Below are 17,674 nucleotides of genomic sequence, written 5' to 3'. Positions count from 1 at the left end.
GTTAGCCCTCGGCTGGCGTCACTTTCCCCCCTGAAAACTACACCGTGAATCGCGGTCAGGGCGGACCGGAGTAACACACTTAATGTCTTTTGACTCTCTCGGCCTGAGTGCCGATATTTTGCGTGCGGTCGCTGAACAGGGCTACCGTGAACCTACGCCTATTCAGCGCCAGGCGATCCCCGTGGTGCTCTCCGGCCGCGACCTGCTGGCCAGCGCGCAGACCGGCACCGGCAAAACCGCCGGCTTTACGTTGCCGCTGCTGCAAAAACTCTCTACTCAGGCTGCATCGGGCCGCGGTCGCCGTCCGGTACGTGCCCTGATCCTGACGCCGACGCGCGAACTGGCTGCGCAGATTGGCGAAAACGTCCGTGACTACAGCAAATATCTGCAGCTGCGTTCGCTGGTAGTGTTCGGCGGCGTCAGCATTAACCCGCAGATGATGAAACTGCGCGGCGGCGTTGATATTCTGGTCGCCACGCCGGGCCGTCTGCTCGATCTGGAACACCAGAACGCGGTCGATCTGTCACAGATCGAAGTGCTGGTGCTGGACGAAGCGGATCGTATGCTCGATATGGGCTTTATCCACGATATCCGTCGCGTACTGGCAAAGCTGCCGGCCAAACGTCAGAACCTGCTTTTCTCTGCCACCTTCTCCGACGAAATCAAAACGCTGGCGGAAAAACTGCTGCACAACCCGGAGCAGGTAGAAGTGGCGCGTCGCAACACCGCCTCTGAACAGGTCTCGCAGCAGGTGCATTTCGTTGACAAGAAGCGCAAGCGGGAACTGCTCTCGCAGCTGATTGGCGAAGGCAACTGGCAGCAGGTGCTGGTGTTTACCCGTACCAAACACGGCGCCAACCACCTGGCGGAACAGCTGAATAAAGACGGCATCACCGCTGCGGCGATCCACGGCAACAAAAGCCAGGGCGCACGTACCCGCGCGCTGGCCGACTTTAAAACCGGCGCGATTCGCGTGCTGGTCGCTACCGATATCGCCGCGCGCGGTCTCGATATCGAAGAGCTGCCGCACGTCGTCAACTATGAGCTGCCGAACGTGGCGGAAGATTATGTGCACCGCATCGGCCGTACCGGCCGCGCCGCCGCTACTGGCGCCGCGCTGTCGCTGGTCTGCGTAGATGAGCACAAGCTGCTGCGCGATATCGAGCGTCTGCTGAAGCGTGAAATCCCACGCCTGGCAGTCCCGGGCTACGAGCCGGATCCGAGCATCAAGGCGGAGCCGATTCAGAACGGTCGTCAGCAGCAGCAGCCGCGCGGTCGCGGTCGTGGACAGGGCGGCGCACCGTCGTCATCGCGTCCGCAGGGCGACAAGCGCGCGCCGCAGCCGCGCCGTCAAAGCCAGACTGCGCAGGGCGATAAGCCTGCGCGTCCGGCGCGTCGTCCGGCAGCGAAGAAAACCGGAACCGCGTAACGCCATGCGGGTGTTGCTGGCCCCGATGGAGGGCGTACTGGATTCGCTGGTGCGCGAGCTGCTGAGCGAGGTTAACGATTACGACCTCTGCGTCACCGAGTTTTTGCGCGTTGTGGATCAGCTGCTGCCGGTAAAATCGTTTTACCGGCTCTGTCCCGAGCTGCGCAACAGCAGCCGCACGCCTTCTGGCACGCGGGTGCGCCTGCAGCTGCTCGGTCAGTATCCTGAGTGGCTGGCGGAGAACGCGGCGCGCGCGGCAGAGCTTGGCTCGTGGGGCGTCGATCTTAACTGCGGCTGCCCGTCGAAGCTGGTAAACGGCAGCGGCGGCGGCGCCACGCTGCTTAAAGATCCGGAACTGATCTATCGCGGCGCGAAAGCGATGCGCGAGGCGGTGCCTGCGCATCTGCCGGTAACGGTAAAAGTGCGGCTCGGCTGGGATTCCGGCGAGCGTCGCTTTGAAATCGCCGACGCGGTGCAGCAGGCGGGGGCCAGCGAGCTGGTGGTGCATGGACGCACTAAAGAAGATGGCTACCGCGCTGAGGCGATCAACTGGCAGGCGATTGGCGAGATCCGTCAGCGGCTGCGTATTCCGGTGGTGGCGAACGGCGAAATCTGGGACTGGCAGAGCGCGCAGGATTGCCTGCGCGTGACCGGCTGCGATGCGGTGATGATCGGCCGCGGCGCGCTCAACGTGCCAAATCTCAGCCGGGTTGTGAAATACAACGACGCGCCGATGGCCTGGCCAGATGTGGTGGCGCTGCTGCAGAAATACACGCGGCTGGAGAAGCAGGGCGATACCGGCCTCTACCACGTCGCGCGCATCAAGCAGTGGCTCGGCTACCTGCGTAAAGTCTATCCGCAGGCCGACGGCCTCTTCACCGAAATCCGCGCGCTGAAAAGCTCCTCTGCTATCGCCGAGGTGATTGATCGGCAGACGGTTAGCTTTGCCCTGTGATAAAAATTCAGGCGACCCGTTAGCAGGCTAAGCGTATAGTGAAAGCCATTTTTCACTACAAGCCAGCCTGCTATGTCTGATGTCGTGGTACTGACTAACGGTCAACTCAACAAACGCATTCTCTCCGTTCTTATCTTTACCTTCTTCTGTTATCTCTCCGTTGGCCTGCCGCTGGCGGTGCTGCCGGGTTTCGTGCATAACCAGCTGGGCTTCAGCTCTTTTATGGCGGGCCTCATCATTAGCCTGCAATATTTCGCCACGCTGCTGAGTCGTCCCCAGTCGGGCCGGCTGGCGGATCGGCTGGGGCCAAAGCGGGTCGTGATGCTCGGCACGCTCTGCTGCGGCATGAGCGGCGTACTGACCATCGTTGCCGCGCTCTGCCGCGACTGGCCGCTGCTCAGCCTGCTGCTGCTGGCGGTCGGACGCCTGTTTCTCGGCGTCGGTGAGAGCTTCAGCAGCACCGGTTCGACGCTGTGGGGCATGAATATCGTCGGGCCGCTGCAGACGGCGCGCGTCATCTCCTGGAACGGCGTCGCCACCTATCTGGCGATGGCGATCGGCGCGCCGCTCGGCGTGATGCTCAACCAGGGATTGGGCATCAGCGGCTTTGCCGGCCTGGTCGCGCTGATGGGCGTAGTGGGCTACCTGCTGGCGAGCCGTAAACCCGCGGTCGAGGCGACGCATGGGCAGCGCATTCCTTTTCACCGCGTCTTTTCACGCGTCTGGCTGTTCGGCCTGGCGCTCGGCTTCGGCACCATCGGCTTCGGCGTTATCTCTACCTTTATTACGCTCTATTTTGCCAGCCGCGACTGGAGCGGTGCCGCCTTTGCGCTGTCGCTGTTTAGCCTCGGCTTTGTGCTGTTCCGCCTGCTGTTCAGCCGGACCATTACGCGCTTCGGCGGGTTGCGGGTCGCTATCCTCTCTTTTCTGCTGGAGTGCGCGGGGCTGCTGATTATCTGGCAGGCGGAGAGCAGCCTGCTGGTGGATCTTGGCGCGCTGCTGACCGGCTGCGGCTTTTCGCTGATCTTCCCTGCGCTGGGCGTAGAGGCGGTCAAGCAGGTAGAGCGGCAGGATCAGGGATCGGCGCTGGGGGTCTATTCGGCGTTTCTCGATCTGGGGCTGGGCCTGACCGGGCCGGTGGCGGGCTTATTGATCGGCTACTGGGGGATGCAGTCGGTCTACCTGGCGGCGGCGATGATGGTGCTGGGGGCCTTCGGCATTACGCTGCGCCTGACGCAGCGCTACAGCGGCGCGGCGTAACGCCGCGCCGTTAGCGATCAGAAGCGTGAGAAGAGCGCGTAAAGCCCGGCCGCCAGCAGGATGGAGACCGGCAGCGTCAGGATCCACGCCATTGCCAGATTGCGCAGCGTAGCGAGCTGCAGGCCGGAGCGGTTGGCCGCCATACTGCCCGCCACGCCGGATGAGAGCACATGGGTGGTGGAAACCGGCAGGCCGAAGCTGTCCGCCGCGCCAATGGTCGCCATCGCCACCAGCTCCGCGCTGGCACCCTGCGCGTAGTTAAGGTGGGTTTTGCCGATGCGTTCGCCGACGGTTACCACGATACGACGCCAGCCAACCATGGTGCCGAGGCCGAGCGCAATTGCCACCACCACCTTGACCCACATCGGAATAAAGCGCGTGGCGCTGTCCAGCTCATGCTTAATCGCCGTCAGATTGCGCTGCGTCTCTTCCGGCATCGCCACCTTATTGGTCTGAATATGCTTGATCGATTCCGAGGTCAGGTACATCTGATTACGGGTGTTGGAAACCGCCTGCGCCGGAATATTCTCCATTGAGCCGTAGCGGCGGATCTGCTCGCTGATATCCCCCAGCGTCAGCGCCAGCGCGGGCAGCACGTTGGGGTTCAGCTGATTGGTGCGCACATAGTCGGTCAGCACGTCACGCGCCACCGGCGGATGGGCGCTGGCGGGCTGCAGCTGCAGCAGCTGGTTTTCCGTAACCTGCGCCAGCGCCGCCACGCGCGGAATTTGCTCCGGCGGCAGCGAGCGGTTCAGCGCATAGGCGATCGGCATGGTGCCCACCAGAATCAGCATAATCAGACCCATGCCTTTCTGTCCGTCGTTAGAGCCGTGTGCGAATGAGACGCCGGTACAGGTGAGGATCAGCAGGCCGCGGATCCAGATCGGCGGCGGCTCGCTGCTTTTCGGCGCTTCATAAAGATCGCGGTTGCGGATAAACGCCTTCATCGCCAGCAGCAGCAGCGCGGCGCAGAAAAAACCCACCAGCGGCGACAGGAGCAACGAGTAGCCGATTTTAATCGCCTGGTCCCAGTCTACGCCGCTCATGCCGCTGCGGCCGTGTAGCAGCGCATTAGCGACGCCGACGCCGATAATCGAGCCGATCAGCGTATGGGAAGAGGAGGAGGGCAGGCCGAGATACCAGGTGCCCAGGTTCCATATAATGGCGGAGAAGAGCAGCGCGTAAATCATGGCGAAGCCGCCGCCGCTGCCCGCCTGTAAAATCAGCTCCACCGGCAGCAGCGAGATGATGCCGAACGCCACCACGCCGCTGGAGAGCAGCACGCCGAGAAAGTTGCACAGGCCTGACCAGACCACCGCCACGCCAGGCGTCAGCGAGTGGGTATAGATCACCGTCGCTACCGCGTTAGCGGTATCGTGGAAACCGTTGACGAACTCAAACCCCAGCGCGATCACCAGCGCCAGCCCCAGCAGAAAGAAGGGGACGTAGCTGGTAACCGGCGTATCGGTCTCCTGCACGTCGCTAAACAGGTTGAACCCGGCAAAAGAGAGCCCGGCGATCAGCAGAATAAGAAACAGCGGTTTTGAAAAACGGTTGCGTTTGCCAGTGAGATTTGGACGCCCGCCAACCGATGGGGATGACGATAAGCTATTTTCGCTCATAAACACCTCGGTAAAAGATTGCGGGCGCGCCCTGTCCGCACCCATTACTGGCAGGGATACGCGCTTTATATGACAGAACAATGATGTTGCGCGGTCGCTGTCATTGTTCTGTCATCACTCTGCATCAGTCTGTGGATCTGGTCCGCTCTTACATTTATCCCGTCCATGGTTTCAGACCTCTTGCTTGCCCCGAATAAATCCGATTTTGATGACGAGGTTGCCGGTTTAATTCACGGCTACCTGATCTCTCCAGACGCGCCGCCCCGCCGCCTGAATGCGCGCGAAGCGGTACTGGCGGGAGAGAATCCGCGTCGCGACGGCGAGTTTCTCTGGCTGCATATCAATCTCAATCACGCCCGCGCCCAGCACTGGGTTCAGAGCCACTTTCAGGTTGATGAAGATTTCTTCGAAGAGATTCATTCGGCCTCGTCGCGCACCCGGCTGGCGGAGCAGGGCGAAGCGCTGCTGGCGATCCTGAATGACGTTACCTTCAGCCAGGAGGAGCACAGCGCGCAGAACGCCACGCTCTGGATCTGGTGTCGTCGTCAGCTGCTGGTTAGCGCGCGCTATCGTCAGGTCGGCATGATCGAGCGAATGCACCAGCAACTGCAGTCGTGCGCCTTCCGTAATGCGGAAGAGATGCTGCTCAGCCTGCTTGGCGAACAGGAGCGCCAGCTGGAGCAGGTGGTGCGGCGTACCAGCCTCGCCGTGGATGCGATTGAAGAGCGGCTGCTCAGTCCGGCGATCAAAGCGAACCGCAGCGAGCTTGGGCATCTGCGTCGTATGCTGCTGCGCATTCAGCGCCTGCTGGCGCCGGAGCCGGCCGCGCTGTTTCGCCTGCTTAATCGTCCGCCCGCCTGGCTCAACCTGGATACCCTGCGCGAGCTGCGCGCCTTTACCGAAGAGTTCAGCGTGGTGCTTAACGATCTCGCCAGCCTGATGGAGCGCATCAGGCTGTTGCAGGAGGAGATCGCCGCGCGCCTGATGGAGCACAGCAACCGCACGCTGTTTCTGTTAACCATGATGACCGTACTGGCGCTGCCGATTAACATCGTTGCCGGATTCTTCGGCATGAACGTCGGCGGCATTCCGCTTTCGGGCAATCCACACGGCTTCTTGATTCTGGTGCTGGTGGTGCTGGCTTTTACCATTGTGGCGGGCTGGCTGGCATTACGGCGGCCGGGGAAGTAGAGCAGTGGGTAAACCAACAGAACCGGGAAGGCAAAAACCTCTTACCTTCCCGCCAGCCCACCAATAAAAAAGCCCGCACAGGCGGGCTTTTTCAATTTCACAGCGAATAAATCTTATGAAGGATTATTTACTGGGGCCGGAGCGGGGGCAGCGGCTGGCTGCGCCTGCTGCGCGGCATCAGGATTGGCAACGCTGGCGCCCTGCGGCGTAACCGGCGTCATCGGCTCCTCTTTAGGCTGTGCGTTCGGCGCTTCCGGTACTTCGGTCGGCGCGGTCTGCACGCTGTCAGCAACGCCGTTCACTTTAGTCGGCATACCGGTACGATTCTGAATCGCCGCGTTGACCTGATCCTGGCTGACGCTGGCGTCAGCGATCACTTTGGTCACCGCAGAGGTCAGGGTAATCGGCACCACTTCGCGGGAGTTAAACTGCTCTTCGGTAGTGGAGAGTGGGTTATGCACCTCTACATAGCGCGAACCGTCCGGCTCTACCGTTGCTTTGACCGGCTGATCGATAAACTGCACGCGCGTGCCGACCGGCACGTTGTCGAACAGCCATTTGATATCGTCGGCGCGCAGACGTACGCAGCCGTGGCTGACGCGCAGGCCAATACCGAAGTTGGCGTTGGTGCCGTGGATGGCGTAGAGACGACCGATATAGAGCGCGTAGAGGCCCATCGGGTTGTCCGGACCGGCCGGGAACACTTCCGGCAGGTTTTCGCCGCGCGAGGCGTACTCAGCATGCATCGCTTTGGTCGGCGTCCAGGTCGGACCCGCTTTCTTGCGCTGCACCGTGGTGGTCCAGTTAACCGGCGTATCTTTGCCTAACTCGCCAATGCCGATCGGCAGCACCACAACGGTTTTAGTGCCTTTCGGATAGTAGTAGAGGCGCATTTCCGCGCTGTTGATCACGATGCCTTCACGCGGGGCGTCAGGCAGGATCAGCTGCTGCGGAATGATCATCTTTTTGCCCGCCTGCGGCAGGTAGACATCCATGCCAGGATTGGCTTCCAGCATATTGCTGAGGCCCATCTGGTACTGCGCCGCAAAAGCTTCCAGCGGCAGCTTGTTGTCCTGAGGGACGGTAATCTCAATATTTTGCCCAATCAGACGGCTGTTGGCGGCTGGTAAGGGGTAAACCACAGCGAAGGCGGACTGGCTGAATGCTGCCAGCGCCAGAGCCATTGAAGCAAACGCGCGAATCATTTTCATATTTTACAAGTCGTTATGGCCTGTTAGCAGGCTTGTCAGTTTATCGAACCCGTACCGGTCAGCGTGGCCGGCTGCACATTATATGGGCATTGTTTCGATGTTGTGAATCAGGATTTTAGCAGCCATCGCAGACTTTAGGTAACCGACTGTGTTATCGGGCCTCCTTGCCCTGATAAGGGAGCCGGTCAGGGCTGCCATAAGGTCACTTCACCGCTCAGTTTGCGATTGAGGAAAAAGGCGGCGCTAATCAGGGCCAGATGGGTCAGCGCCTGCGGCATATTGCCCAGCGCGCGGCCGTGATTGTCGAACTCCTCGGCATATAATCCCAGCGGGTTGGCGTAGCTCAGCAGTTTCTCAAACTCGAAATGCGCCTCGTGGATGCGTCCGGCGCGCGCCAGGCACTCTACATACCAGAACGAACAGGCGCCGAAAGAACCTTCCGAACCGGTCAGGCCGTCGGCGGGCGTCTCATCAATATTGTAGCGGCGCACCATACCGTCGCTTACCAGCTCGCGCTTGATGGCGTCGAGCGTCGCCAGCCATTCCGGATCGGTGGCACCGACGAAGCGCACCAGCGGCATCAGCAGCATCGAGGCGTCAAGATGGTTGCCGTGACGCGTTGAAACGAAGTGGCCGCGTTCGGCGTTCCAGAAGTTTTGCCAGATATCGGCGCGGATCTCGCTGCGCGCCTGGTCCCAGCGCGCGTAGGGCATCGGCAGCGAACGCTTCATGCCAAGGCGCAGCGCGCGATCCAGCGCCACCCAGCACATCAGCCGCGAGTGAAGAAAATGCTCCGGCTCGCCGCGCATTTCCCAGATACCGGCGTCGGGCTGGTTCCAGTTTTCGCTCACCATATCGATCATCTGCGCAACGTGCTGCCAGCCGCGTTCTGAGATCGCTTCGCCATATTTGTTCGCCAGATAGACCGCATCCATTAGCTCGCCGTAAATATCGAGCTGCGTCTGCTGCCAGGCGTCGTTGCCGATGCGCACCGGCCGCGAGTCGGCGTAGCCGGAGAGGTTAAGCAGTTCGATCTCATGCAGTTCGATGCCGCTGTCGAGACGATACATCACCTGCAAACGCATCTCGTCGTGGTGGCTGTTCTCAACGCAGCGGCCGACCCAGCGGGTAAAGTTTTTCGCTTCGTCCACATAGCCGAGGCGCATCAGCGCATACATGCTGAACGAGGCGTCGCGGATCCAGGAGGCGCGATAGTCCCAGTTGCGCACGCCGCCCAGCTCTTCCGGCAGACCAAAGGTGGCGGCAGCGGCGATAGAGCCGTGTTGGCTGGAGGTGAGCAGCTTCAGCGCCAGTGCCGAGCGCTGCACCATCTCCTGCCAGCGCCCGTTGTAGTTACTTTTTTTACTCCAGCGTCGCCAGTAGTTGATGGTTTCTTCGAAGCAGATTTCAGTGGCGACGGCGCCGATGCGCTCATCCTCCTGATTGCCGAATTCAAACTCGACGTGCTCGCCCGACTTGAGTTCAAAATGCGCCGTGGCGGCGTGCGCTTCGCAGGTCAGCGGCACCGTGGCGGCGAGGCGCAGCGTAGGCTGATTCTCTGCATAAAAGTCGATGCAGTCACCTTCGGCCTGCGCGCGGGTTTGGGCGCGCGCATAGTCGTGACGCGGCGCGCAGCGCATGCTGAACCAGGCGCTGCCGCGCACCATTTTGACCCGCCGAATCAGGCGGGGCAGCTTTTTCGCGTCGTCGCAGATCGGCATATAGTCGGTGATCTCCGCGACGCCTTCCGCGCCCAGCCAGCGCGTCTGAAGAATATTGGTGTCTGGCAGATAGAGCTGTTGACGACGCACGTTTTCCCACTCCGGCGCCAGTGAAAATAGTCCCGCATCGTCGCTGTCGAGCAGCGCGGCGAATACCGACGGGCTGTCGAGCGCAGGCCAGCAGAGATAGTCAATGGTGCCGTCGTTTGCCACCAGCGCACAGGTGCGCAAATCACCAATGATGCCGTGATCTTCAATCGGGCGTTTTATTTTGCTCATCCTCATCTCCGTAGCGGGCACTCTTTTAACTATAGACAAAGCGGCAGCAGGGGGCCGCGGCTGGACATAACGGGATTGCTTCTATACTTCACCTTACCCGACACCCTGAGGAAGCAACCATGACCACATCAGAGAATAAAGTCGCCGTCGTTACCGCATCTGACTCCGGCATCGGCCGCGCCAGCGCGCTTATGCTGGCGGAGCAGGGCTACGATCTCGGTATCACCTGGCGTTCCGATGAGGAGGGCGCGAAAGAGACCGCGCGTCTGGTGCGTGAAAAAGGCCGTCGCGCCGAGATCATTCACCTCGACCTGTCCGATCCGCAGGAGGGCGGCCGCTCGCTCTCAGAGCTGATCTCCCGGCTTGGGCGTATTGACGCGCTGGTGAATAACGCAGGCGCGAACGCCAAATCTGAATTCCTCGATACGCCGTTTGAGGAGTGGCGCAAGGTGTTTAATGTTGACGTTGACGGCGCCTTTGTCTGCGGCCAAATCGCCGCGCGCAAAATGGTGGAGCAGGGCGCTGGCGGACGCATCATCAATATCACTTCGGTGCATGAGCACACGCCGCTGCCCAACGCCGTCGCCTACACGGCGGCGAAGCACGCCATGGGCGGCCTCACCAAATCAATGGCCATTAGCCTGATTAAACACAATATTCTGGTGAATTCCGTGGCGCCCGGCGCTATCGCCACGCCGATGAACAATATGGGCGACGGCGATGCGCAGAAGATCAAAACGCCGGAGATTCCCATTGGACGCCCCGGCGACGTGCGCGAGATCGCCAGTCTTGTGGCCTGGCTCTGCTCGGAGTGGGCCAGCTATACCACCGGACAATCCTTTATCGTCGATGGCGGTTTTATGCTGGCCAATCCGCAGTTTTACGGCGGGAAGGATATCTAACCGGCGCGGCGGTTGTTCCAGCGGCGGATCACCCAGCGCAGCGCAAAGGCGAAGACCACCGCCGCGACCAGCCACAGAACATGTTTCAGGTGCTGATCGAGCTTGTGCAGCCAGGGCGCGATGACGCCGCCGGCAAAGTAACCCAGGGCGACGAAGATCGTCGCCCAGATCGCGGCGCCGATAATATTCAGCACCAGGAATTTCAGCGGCTTCAGGTGGCTTGCGCCGATAATAATCGGGCCGATAATGCGAAAGCCGTACATAAAGCGCACGCCGATAACAAACAGGCTGGGATGACGCTGGATCAGCCGGTTAGCCTTGACCACCTTGTCCTGATGCTTCTTCAGCTTACGCAAAATTTTCGTGCCGTAGCGACGGCCAATCCAGTAGAGCAGCTCATCGCCAATCACGCCGCCCGCCATGGCCGCCAGCACCACGCCGACAAAGTTCAGTAATCCCTCATGCGCCGCTACGCCGCCCAGCAGGGTGAAAGTTTCCCCTTCGGCGATACAGCCGATAAGCAGCGCCAGATAGCCATACTGCGTAATTAATCCGTTGATATCGAAATGCAAAAGTAAACTCCCTGTTCTGTCCGCGGTTAATACATTCTATACCGCTTCGGCAGATCATTCCGGCTGGCTTAGGCCACAGCGACTATTTTTTGTCGATTACCCGCCTGCTGGCTACAAAAGCAGCAACGCCGTTTATACTTGAGGTGATGCTGCCTGAGGGGCCAGCGACGTGGATTCTGGGCAGCCTGTCGCATCTGCGAGGTGATTATATGAACCATGTCTGGGGTCTTATGGCGCATCCCGATCGGGAAATGCGCGATATCAAGCAAGAAAATGAGAGCGTTTCGCACCATTACACCCACCACGTTCTGCTGATGGCGGCGATCCCGGTGATCTGCGCCTTTATCGGCACAACGCAGCTGGGCTGGAACCTGGGCGAAGGGCGCTTTGTCCAGCTAAACCTGTTGACCGGAATTGCGCTCGGCATACTGTTTTATCTGCTTATTCTGGGCGGCGTAGCGGTAATGGGCCGCGTCATTTACTGGATGGCGCGAGACTATCCGCAGCGGCCCAGCATGCAGCGCTGTACGGTATTCGCCGGTTATGTCGCTACGCCGCTCTTTTTAAGCGGCATTGTGGCGCTCTATCCGCTGGTCTGGCTCTGCGTATTGATCGGCGCGCTGGCGCTGGTCTACACCGGCTATCTGCTTTATGTCGGTATTCCGCTGTTTCTCAATATAGACCGTGACGAAAGTCTGCGCTTCTCCGGCTCGACGCTGGCGATCGGCGTGCTGGTGTTTGAGGTGCTGCTGGCGCTGACCGTGGTGCTGTGGGGTTACGGGCCGCGACTGTTTTAAATCAAGGCTGATCACGCTAGTAAGCGAATGATTTGGCTTAAACAGCAAAACGTCCTGCGACAGTGATGTCGCAGGACGTTTTTTTTAACGCTCAGAAACATTCTCACCAGGAAATTTCTTACGCTTCCGCGTAATATGCTGCTGCCAGCCCCCGCGTGGTCGGCTCTGCGGCGGGCGGCCTGTGTACAACACGGCGTAATATTTTAATCGGTACTTTTTTATAAGATGCCTGTAACCATTCGCTATTCACTGCTTTCGCTGGCGCTGCTGTTCGGCGGCCAGGCGGCAATTGCGCCCGCCCAGGCGGCTACGTCTCTTTCTCAGCTCGCGCCGGTCGCCGAGCCGCAAATCGCCTCGGGCAGCGCGATGATCGTCGACCTTAATACCGGTAAGGTGCTCTTTTCCAGCCATCCCGATCGCGTTCGGCCTATCGCCTCTATCACCAAACTGATGACGGTGATGGTGGCGCTCGATGCGAAGCAGTCGCTGGATGAGCGAATTTCGGTGGATATCAGCCATACGCCGGAGATGCGCGGCGTCTTTTCCCGCGTCAAACTCAACAGCGAAATCAGCCGCCGCAATATGATGCTGCTGGCGCTGATGTCCTCAGAGAACCGCGCGGCGGCCAGCCTGGCGCATCACTATCCCGGCGGCTACGACGCCTTTATCCGCGCCATGAATGCCAAAGCGCGCGCGCTGGGCATGACGCATACGCGCTACGTCGAGCCGACCGGCCTGTCGATTCATAACGTCTCCAGCGCGGAAGATCTGGTTAAGCTGCTCCGCGCGACGCGCGACTATCCGCTGCTGGGCCAGCTGAGCACAACCAAAGAAGAGACCGCGGTCTTTACCCATCCGAGCTATGCGCTGCCGTTCCGCAACACCAACCATCTGATCTATAAAAACGACTGGCGCATTCAGCTGACCAAAACCGGCTACACCGATGAGGCGGGCCACTGCCTGGCAATGCGCACCCTGATCAATAACCGGCCGGTGGCGCTGGTGGTGCTGGACGCGTTCGGCAAATATACCCATTTCGCCGATGCTAACCGCCTGCGTGACTGGCTGCTGACCGGCAAGGCTGCGCCAGTGCCGGCGGCGGCGCTGGCCTATAAAAAACAGAAAGCCGGACAGGTGGCGAGCAACGCCCGCAGCGGCAGCGCGGTAGAATAATCCTTTACCGGCGTCCGCCTGCGCGGACGCCGTAACCCGGCTCGACGAGAACGGCCAGCATTCCTATAGTTTCCCGGTGCGCCTGGCCCTACACTACGCGCGAACGCGATGGTCGATCGCCTGAATTTGTGCTGGAACCCCACTCTTATGTTTAAGTTACGCTCCTTTTTCGCGCTGTTAATGCTGCTGGCGGTGGCCCTGTTCCCCGCCCGGAGCCAGGCAGATGACGATGCGGCCGACGCCGCGCAACAAACCGACGTCGCGGCTAAAGTGAACGCGGCGGTTGAACTGCCGAAAATGCAGAAAGTTCTCGACAAGATCAAAGGTCAGGTGTCGGGACAGACCAATGAAAACCAGCTGACGCAGCTCAACGAGATGGCGCTGGAGCTGTCGGGCAGCGCCGATACGCTCGCTCAGGCGCTCCAGCCGCAGCGTCAGCAGCTCGACGCGCAGCTGGCGGTGCTGGGCCCTGCGCCCAAAGCGGACAGCGGCGTAAAAGAGACGCCGGAAGTCACCCGCAAACGCAGCTCGCTGGAGAGCCAGAAGGGCAAGCTCGACGATCAGATCAAGCAGGCGGACGGCATTAAAAACAGCGCGCTGATGCTCTCGTCGCAGATCACCAACCTGCGCCGCGATCTGATGAAAACCCAGCTGGCGCTTAACTCCGGCAGTATTTTCGGCCCGCGCTTCTGGGCGCCGCTGTTTGTGAAACAGGATCTTGATAACGAAAAGATCGACGATTTCCTGCAGGATTTAAAAGACTCCGCTGCGCTGTCGTGGGAGCCGGGCTACCGTTTTGGCACCGTCGCCTGGCTGCTGGCGGCGATGCTGGTGATGACGCTGGGACGTCGCTACGGCGAAGAGTTTCTCGCCTGGATCAGCATTCACAAAATGCCGGAAGGGCGGCTGCGCCGCAGCTTCCTCGCGGCGACCATTGCGCTGACCACGCTGGCGGCGGTGGTGCTGACCTTTAACTTCACCGCGCTGGCGTTTGCGCGCCGTGATGAAGTCTCCGGCGACGTGCAGGATTTTGTGGTCAGCCTGGTGAAACTCAGCGTCTCCTGCGGCCTTATTGCCGGTCTGGGACGCGCTTTTCTTTCTACGCGTCGGCCAAGCTGGCGTCTGCCGCCCATCTCCAACGAAGTGGCGCTGGCGCTGAAGCCGTTCCCGCCGATTACCGCTGTGCTGGTCTTTATTTTCCAGACGGTAGAGAACTTTAACTACACCGTCGGCACCAGCCTGAACACCACTATTTTCGCCAACGGCCTGACGGCGCTGTTAATCGGCAGCACCGCTCTGGCGATCAGCATGCGCACCAACCGCGTGCGCCGCCGCATGGTGCACGAGGGCAATCTGCCAGAAGTGCGCTCCACGCTGGTGGGGCTGATTCAGATGGCGCTGACGCTGACGGCGGTTGCTATTCTGCTGTCGCTGATTATCGGCTACGTGACGCTGGCGCGCTTCCTGAGCTATGAGGTGGTGTGGTGCGGCATTCTGTTCGGCTCCTTCTACTTCCTTAGCCATCTGATTAATGACGGCTGCGAAAACCTCTTTTCCGTTAACAGCCTGACGGGAAGGCGGCTGCAAACGTCGCTGAATATCGACGAGCGCCACCTGCAGCAGGCGGCAACGCTGCTGGCGGCGCTGGGTAAAACCCTGCTGGTCGGCTTTGTCGCGCTGGCGCTGTTTAACGGCACCTTCGCCTCGTCGACGCCGATCGAGCTGCTGCAAAAAGCGATTGAGTTCTGGGGCGGTAAAGGGCTGGAGTCGCTGAACATCGTGCCGGCGCACATGGTCAACGCCATTATCTGTCTGGTAGTGGGCATCTATGTGCTGCGCCGGGTGCGCCGCTGGCTCGACAGCGACTTCCTGCCGAAAACCACTATGGACGCCGGCATGCGCGTGTCGCTGGTGACGCTGTTCAGCAATATTGGCTTTGTGCTGGTGATCCTGCTGACGCTTTCGATTATGGGTCTGCAGTGGAACAAGCTGGCATGGATCGTCAGCGCGCTGTCGGTCGGTATCGGTTTTGGTTTACAGGAGATTGTGAAGAACTTTATCTCCGGCCTGATCCTGTTGACCGAACGCCCGGTTAAGGTGGGCGATCTGGTGACCATTAGCGGTATCGAAGGCGATATCCGCCGCATCAACGTGCGCGCCACCGAAATCCAGCTTGGCGACAAGTCGACGGTTATCGTGCCAAACTCGCAGTTTATCTCGCAGAACGTGCGTAACGCCACCATGGGCAACGCGCAGGGCGTAGTGACCATCATGCTCACTTTCCCGCTCAATATCGATCCAGTGCGGGTACGCGAGCTGCTGCTGGAGGTCTATAACGAGAACGAACGCATTCTTGAGACGCCGGAGCCGTCAGTCTCCTTTAAGGATCTGACGCCGCAGGGCATCGTGCTGAGCGTTACCGGCAACGTCGCCAGCCAGCGCCAGATTGCAGGCGCGAAAAGCGATCTGCTGTTCGATATCCTGACGCGGCTGCGTAAAGAGGGCATCGTACTGTCGACGCCGCAGACCATGATTATTGAGCGTCGCCAGCAGATGGCGGAGCAGGAAGCGGATCCGCTGTCCTGATGGTTTAAGGTTACTGAGCCTGCGAAAGCGCAGGTAGTATGGGCAAAAGATCAAAGCGACTCGCGCCAGGGATGGCGCGAGATGAACGAGCAAGACTCTCTTAAACAACTTTGCGTTCTGACCATGCCACCGGCGCGAGTACGCCTGCCATAGCCGCCTTATTTTAAAATTGCTTCACCGCCCAGCCTTTCTGCTTGCTGGTTTTGCCAATGCCCGGATTAAAGGTATTGGTAGGATCGAGCTGACGATAAAAGGCCGCCAGCTGCGGCTTCGCCTGATAGAGATGCCCGACGTTATGTTCCGCCGGATACTCCGCGCCGCGCGCCTCTAAAATCGCCAGCATCTGCTCTTTCAGCGCATGCGCGTCCACCCCTTTTTTCACAATGTAATCCTGATGGAAAACGTGGCAGAAGAAGTGGCCGTAATAGAGGCGATGGATCAGCGACTGGGTAATCTCTGGCGGCAGGGTTTCAAACCAGTCGCGGTCGTTGCGGCGCAGCGCAATATCGAGCGCCAGGATATCCTCTACCTCGTCGGCGTGCACCGCGTGATAGCGCACCGCCGCGCCTGCTGCGGCAAAACGATGTAAAAAGGCGTGCGCGCCCTCTTTGCCTTCACACTCGAAAAACTCGCCGCCGCCTTCGTGGAAATAATCTTTCAGATACTCGCGCGCTTCCTCGACGCCCGCACCGGACATCTTCAGCAGCAGATGATGCGCATATTTATCCCGGTACTGCTTCATGCGCTTCGGCAGGTGCGCCGGGAACAGGGTGCTAATGCGCTGCAGCAGACGGTCGGTAAAGTGCGGCTTAACGAAGCTCAGCTTCGCCAGCCAGGCGTCAACGCGCCCCTTCAGCGTAAAGAACAGCGGCATCTTGTCGGTGCCGAGCTTGTCGATCATCAGAAACGTATCTTTGCCGTAGACTTCGGCGATGTCATACATATCGCGATGCATATATTCGGCCGCCACCGGCAGCTGGGTAAAGTGGGCCAGAATATGGCGGCGGATATCGCTCAGCACCGCCGGATCGTTGGTGCCGATATAGAACACCTGCTGCTGCGGTTCGCAGGGGAAAGTGTCCAGCCGCACCGCGAATACCGCCAGCTTGCCCGCGCAGCCGGATGCCTCAAACAACCGGCGCGCATCGGCATTGAAGCGCGCTGGCGTATCGGCGTCCACGTGACGTACGCGGTCGGCATAGTCGGGATCGGAGGCGTGACGCCCGTCGTGCTGCACATCCTCCGGACGCCAGCGCTCATCATCGAGCCTGCCCAGGATCTCTTCCGGCGACGTGCCGAGCGTGATGCCGAGATGGTTTACCAGCTTCAGCTTGCCTTGCTCATCGACCTGAGCAAACAGCGCCATCTCGCTATAGGCCGGGCCGCGCTTGATCAGCGAGCCGCCGGAGTTATTGCAGACGCCGCCCAGCACCGAGGCGCCAATACAGGAGGAGCCGATAACCGAATGCGGCTCGCGATTAAGCGGCTTCAGCGTTTTCTCCAGCTGGTAAAGGGTGCTGCCTGGGAAAGCCAGCACCTGCCTGCCGTCATCGATCAGCTGCAGCTTATCGAGACGTCGCGTGCTGATAATCACCACCGGCCGATCGTAGTCGTTGCCGTTGGGCGTCGATCCTTCCGTCAGGCCCGTATTGGCCGCCTGCATCAGAATAATGGCGTCGGCGCTGACCAGGGTTTGCAGCACGCGCCACATCTCCAGTAGCGTACCGGGAAACACCACGGCCAGCGCGTCGCCCTCGCCGGAACGAAAGCCTTTGCGGTAGCGTGCGGTTTGCTCTTTGTCGGTCAGCAGATGAGAGGCGCCAACGTGGCGGCGCAGGTCGGTGAGTAAAGCGGAATGAGACGCTGAGTGGATCATGTGCAACTCCTTGTCATGACATGGCGCCCTTACTGTAGCACGTCAGCGAAAAGCAGGCGGCAGTGTGACGCTAACGGCTACCTGCTATCCTGAACTTGTG

General features: G+C 60.1%; 13 protein-coding genes. 8 read left to right on the top strand and 5 right to left on the bottom strand.

Going from position 1 to position 17,674, the window contains the following annotated elements:
- Positions 1–82 precede the first annotated feature (82 nt).
- From rhlE to MHZ89_RS03965, 3 genes are all read left to right on the top strand, one after another.
- Positions 83–1,429, top strand: coding sequence for an ATP-dependent RNA helicase RhlE (gene rhlE / locus MHZ89_RS03975; protein WP_311781942.1), 1,347 nt, complete (start codon positions 83–85; stop codon positions 1,427–1,429).
- A gap of 4 nt (positions 1,430–1,433) precedes the next feature.
- On the top strand, positions 1,434–2,384 hold the full coding sequence (gene dusC / locus MHZ89_RS03970) for a tRNA dihydrouridine(16) synthase DusC (RefSeq protein ID WP_311781941.1): 951 nt from the start codon (positions 1,434–1,436) through the stop codon (positions 2,382–2,384).
- A 72-nt stretch (positions 2,385–2,456) separates the two neighbouring features.
- Positions 2,457–3,644, top strand: coding sequence for an MFS transporter (locus MHZ89_RS03965; protein WP_311781940.1), 1,188 nt, complete (start codon positions 2,457–2,459; stop codon positions 3,642–3,644).
- A 17-nt stretch (positions 3,645–3,661) separates the two neighbouring features.
- Here the strand turns inward: MHZ89_RS03965 and MHZ89_RS03960 are convergent, their stop codons facing one another.
- The gene (locus tag MHZ89_RS03960; protein ID WP_311781939.1) at positions 3,662–5,266 is read right to left on the bottom strand and encodes an inorganic phosphate transporter; all 1,605 of its coding nucleotides are present in this window, start codon (positions 5,264–5,266) and stop codon (positions 3,662–3,664) included.
- A 165-nt stretch (positions 5,267–5,431) separates the two neighbouring features.
- Between MHZ89_RS03960 and MHZ89_RS03955 the strand changes: the two genes are divergently transcribed.
- Positions 5,432–6,457 (top strand): transporter, encoded by a 1,026-nt coding sequence (locus tag MHZ89_RS03955; RefSeq protein WP_311781938.1) that lies wholly within the window; start codon positions 5,432–5,434, stop codon positions 6,455–6,457.
- Positions 6,458–6,570: 113 nt separating this feature from the next.
- On the opposite strand, the gene MHZ89_RS03950 is transcribed toward MHZ89_RS03955, so the two are convergent.
- A complete protein-coding gene (locus tag MHZ89_RS03950; protein ID WP_311781937.1) occupies positions 6,571–7,668 on the bottom strand; it encodes a L,D-transpeptidase family protein in 1,098 nt (365 codons plus the stop codon).
- A gap of 185 nt (positions 7,669–7,853) precedes the next feature.
- Entirely contained in the window at positions 7,854–9,668 is a 1,815-nt protein-coding gene (locus MHZ89_RS03945) for a glycoside hydrolase family 15 protein (RefSeq protein ID WP_311781936.1), read from the bottom strand.
- Positions 9,669–9,787: 119 nt separating this feature from the next.
- Here MHZ89_RS03945 and MHZ89_RS03940 point away from each other — a divergent pair, with 119 nt between their 5' ends.
- On the top strand, positions 9,788–10,570 hold the full coding sequence (locus tag MHZ89_RS03940) for an SDR family oxidoreductase (RefSeq protein WP_311781935.1): 783 nt from the start codon (positions 9,788–9,790) through the stop codon (positions 10,568–10,570).
- Here MHZ89_RS03940 and MHZ89_RS03935 read toward each other — a convergent pair.
- Positions 10,567–11,142 carry a DedA family protein gene (locus MHZ89_RS03935; protein WP_120451598.1) on the bottom strand — a complete coding sequence of 192 codons (576 nt, stop codon included), beginning with the start codon at positions 11,140–11,142 and terminating at the stop codon, positions 10,567–10,569. The two genes, MHZ89_RS03940 and MHZ89_RS03935, sit on opposite strands and share 4 nt — an antisense overlap.
- Before the next feature lie 209 nt (positions 11,143–11,351).
- On the opposite strand from MHZ89_RS03935, the gene MHZ89_RS03930 reads away from it, so the two are divergent.
- The 3 genes from MHZ89_RS03930 (at position 11,352) to MHZ89_RS03920 (ending at position 15,698) form a co-directional block, all read left to right on the top strand.
- The gene (locus MHZ89_RS03930; protein WP_311781934.1) at positions 11,352–11,939 is read left to right on the top strand and encodes a Yip1 family protein; all 588 of its coding nucleotides are present in this window, start codon (positions 11,352–11,354) and stop codon (positions 11,937–11,939) included.
- Positions 11,940–12,164: 225 nt separating this feature from the next.
- Positions 12,165–13,112: a D-alanyl-D-alanine endopeptidase gene (gene pbpG, locus MHZ89_RS03925; protein WP_120451600.1), complete on the top strand. Its 948-nt coding sequence runs from the start codon at positions 12,165–12,167 to the stop codon at positions 13,110–13,112.
- 147 nt (positions 13,113–13,259) lie between these two features.
- Positions 13,260–15,698, top strand: coding sequence for a DUF3772 domain-containing protein (locus tag MHZ89_RS03920; protein ID WP_311781933.1), 2,439 nt, complete (start codon positions 13,260–13,262; stop codon positions 15,696–15,698).
- 163 nt (positions 15,699–15,861) lie between these two features.
- Here the strand turns inward: MHZ89_RS03920 and dld are convergent, their stop codons facing one another.
- Positions 15,862–17,574 carry a D-lactate dehydrogenase gene (gene dld / locus MHZ89_RS03915; protein ID WP_120451604.1) on the bottom strand — a complete coding sequence of 571 codons (1,713 nt, stop codon included), beginning with the start codon at positions 17,572–17,574 and terminating at the stop codon, positions 15,862–15,864.
- Positions 17,575–17,674: the final 100 nt, after the last annotated feature.

The organism is Pantoea sp. ACRSB (assembly GCF_022346905.1).
GTDB lineage: Bacteria > Pseudomonadota > Gammaproteobacteria > Enterobacterales > Enterobacteriaceae > Pantoea > Pantoea piersonii.
This window is presented reverse-complemented; position numbering and strand designations above follow the sequence as displayed.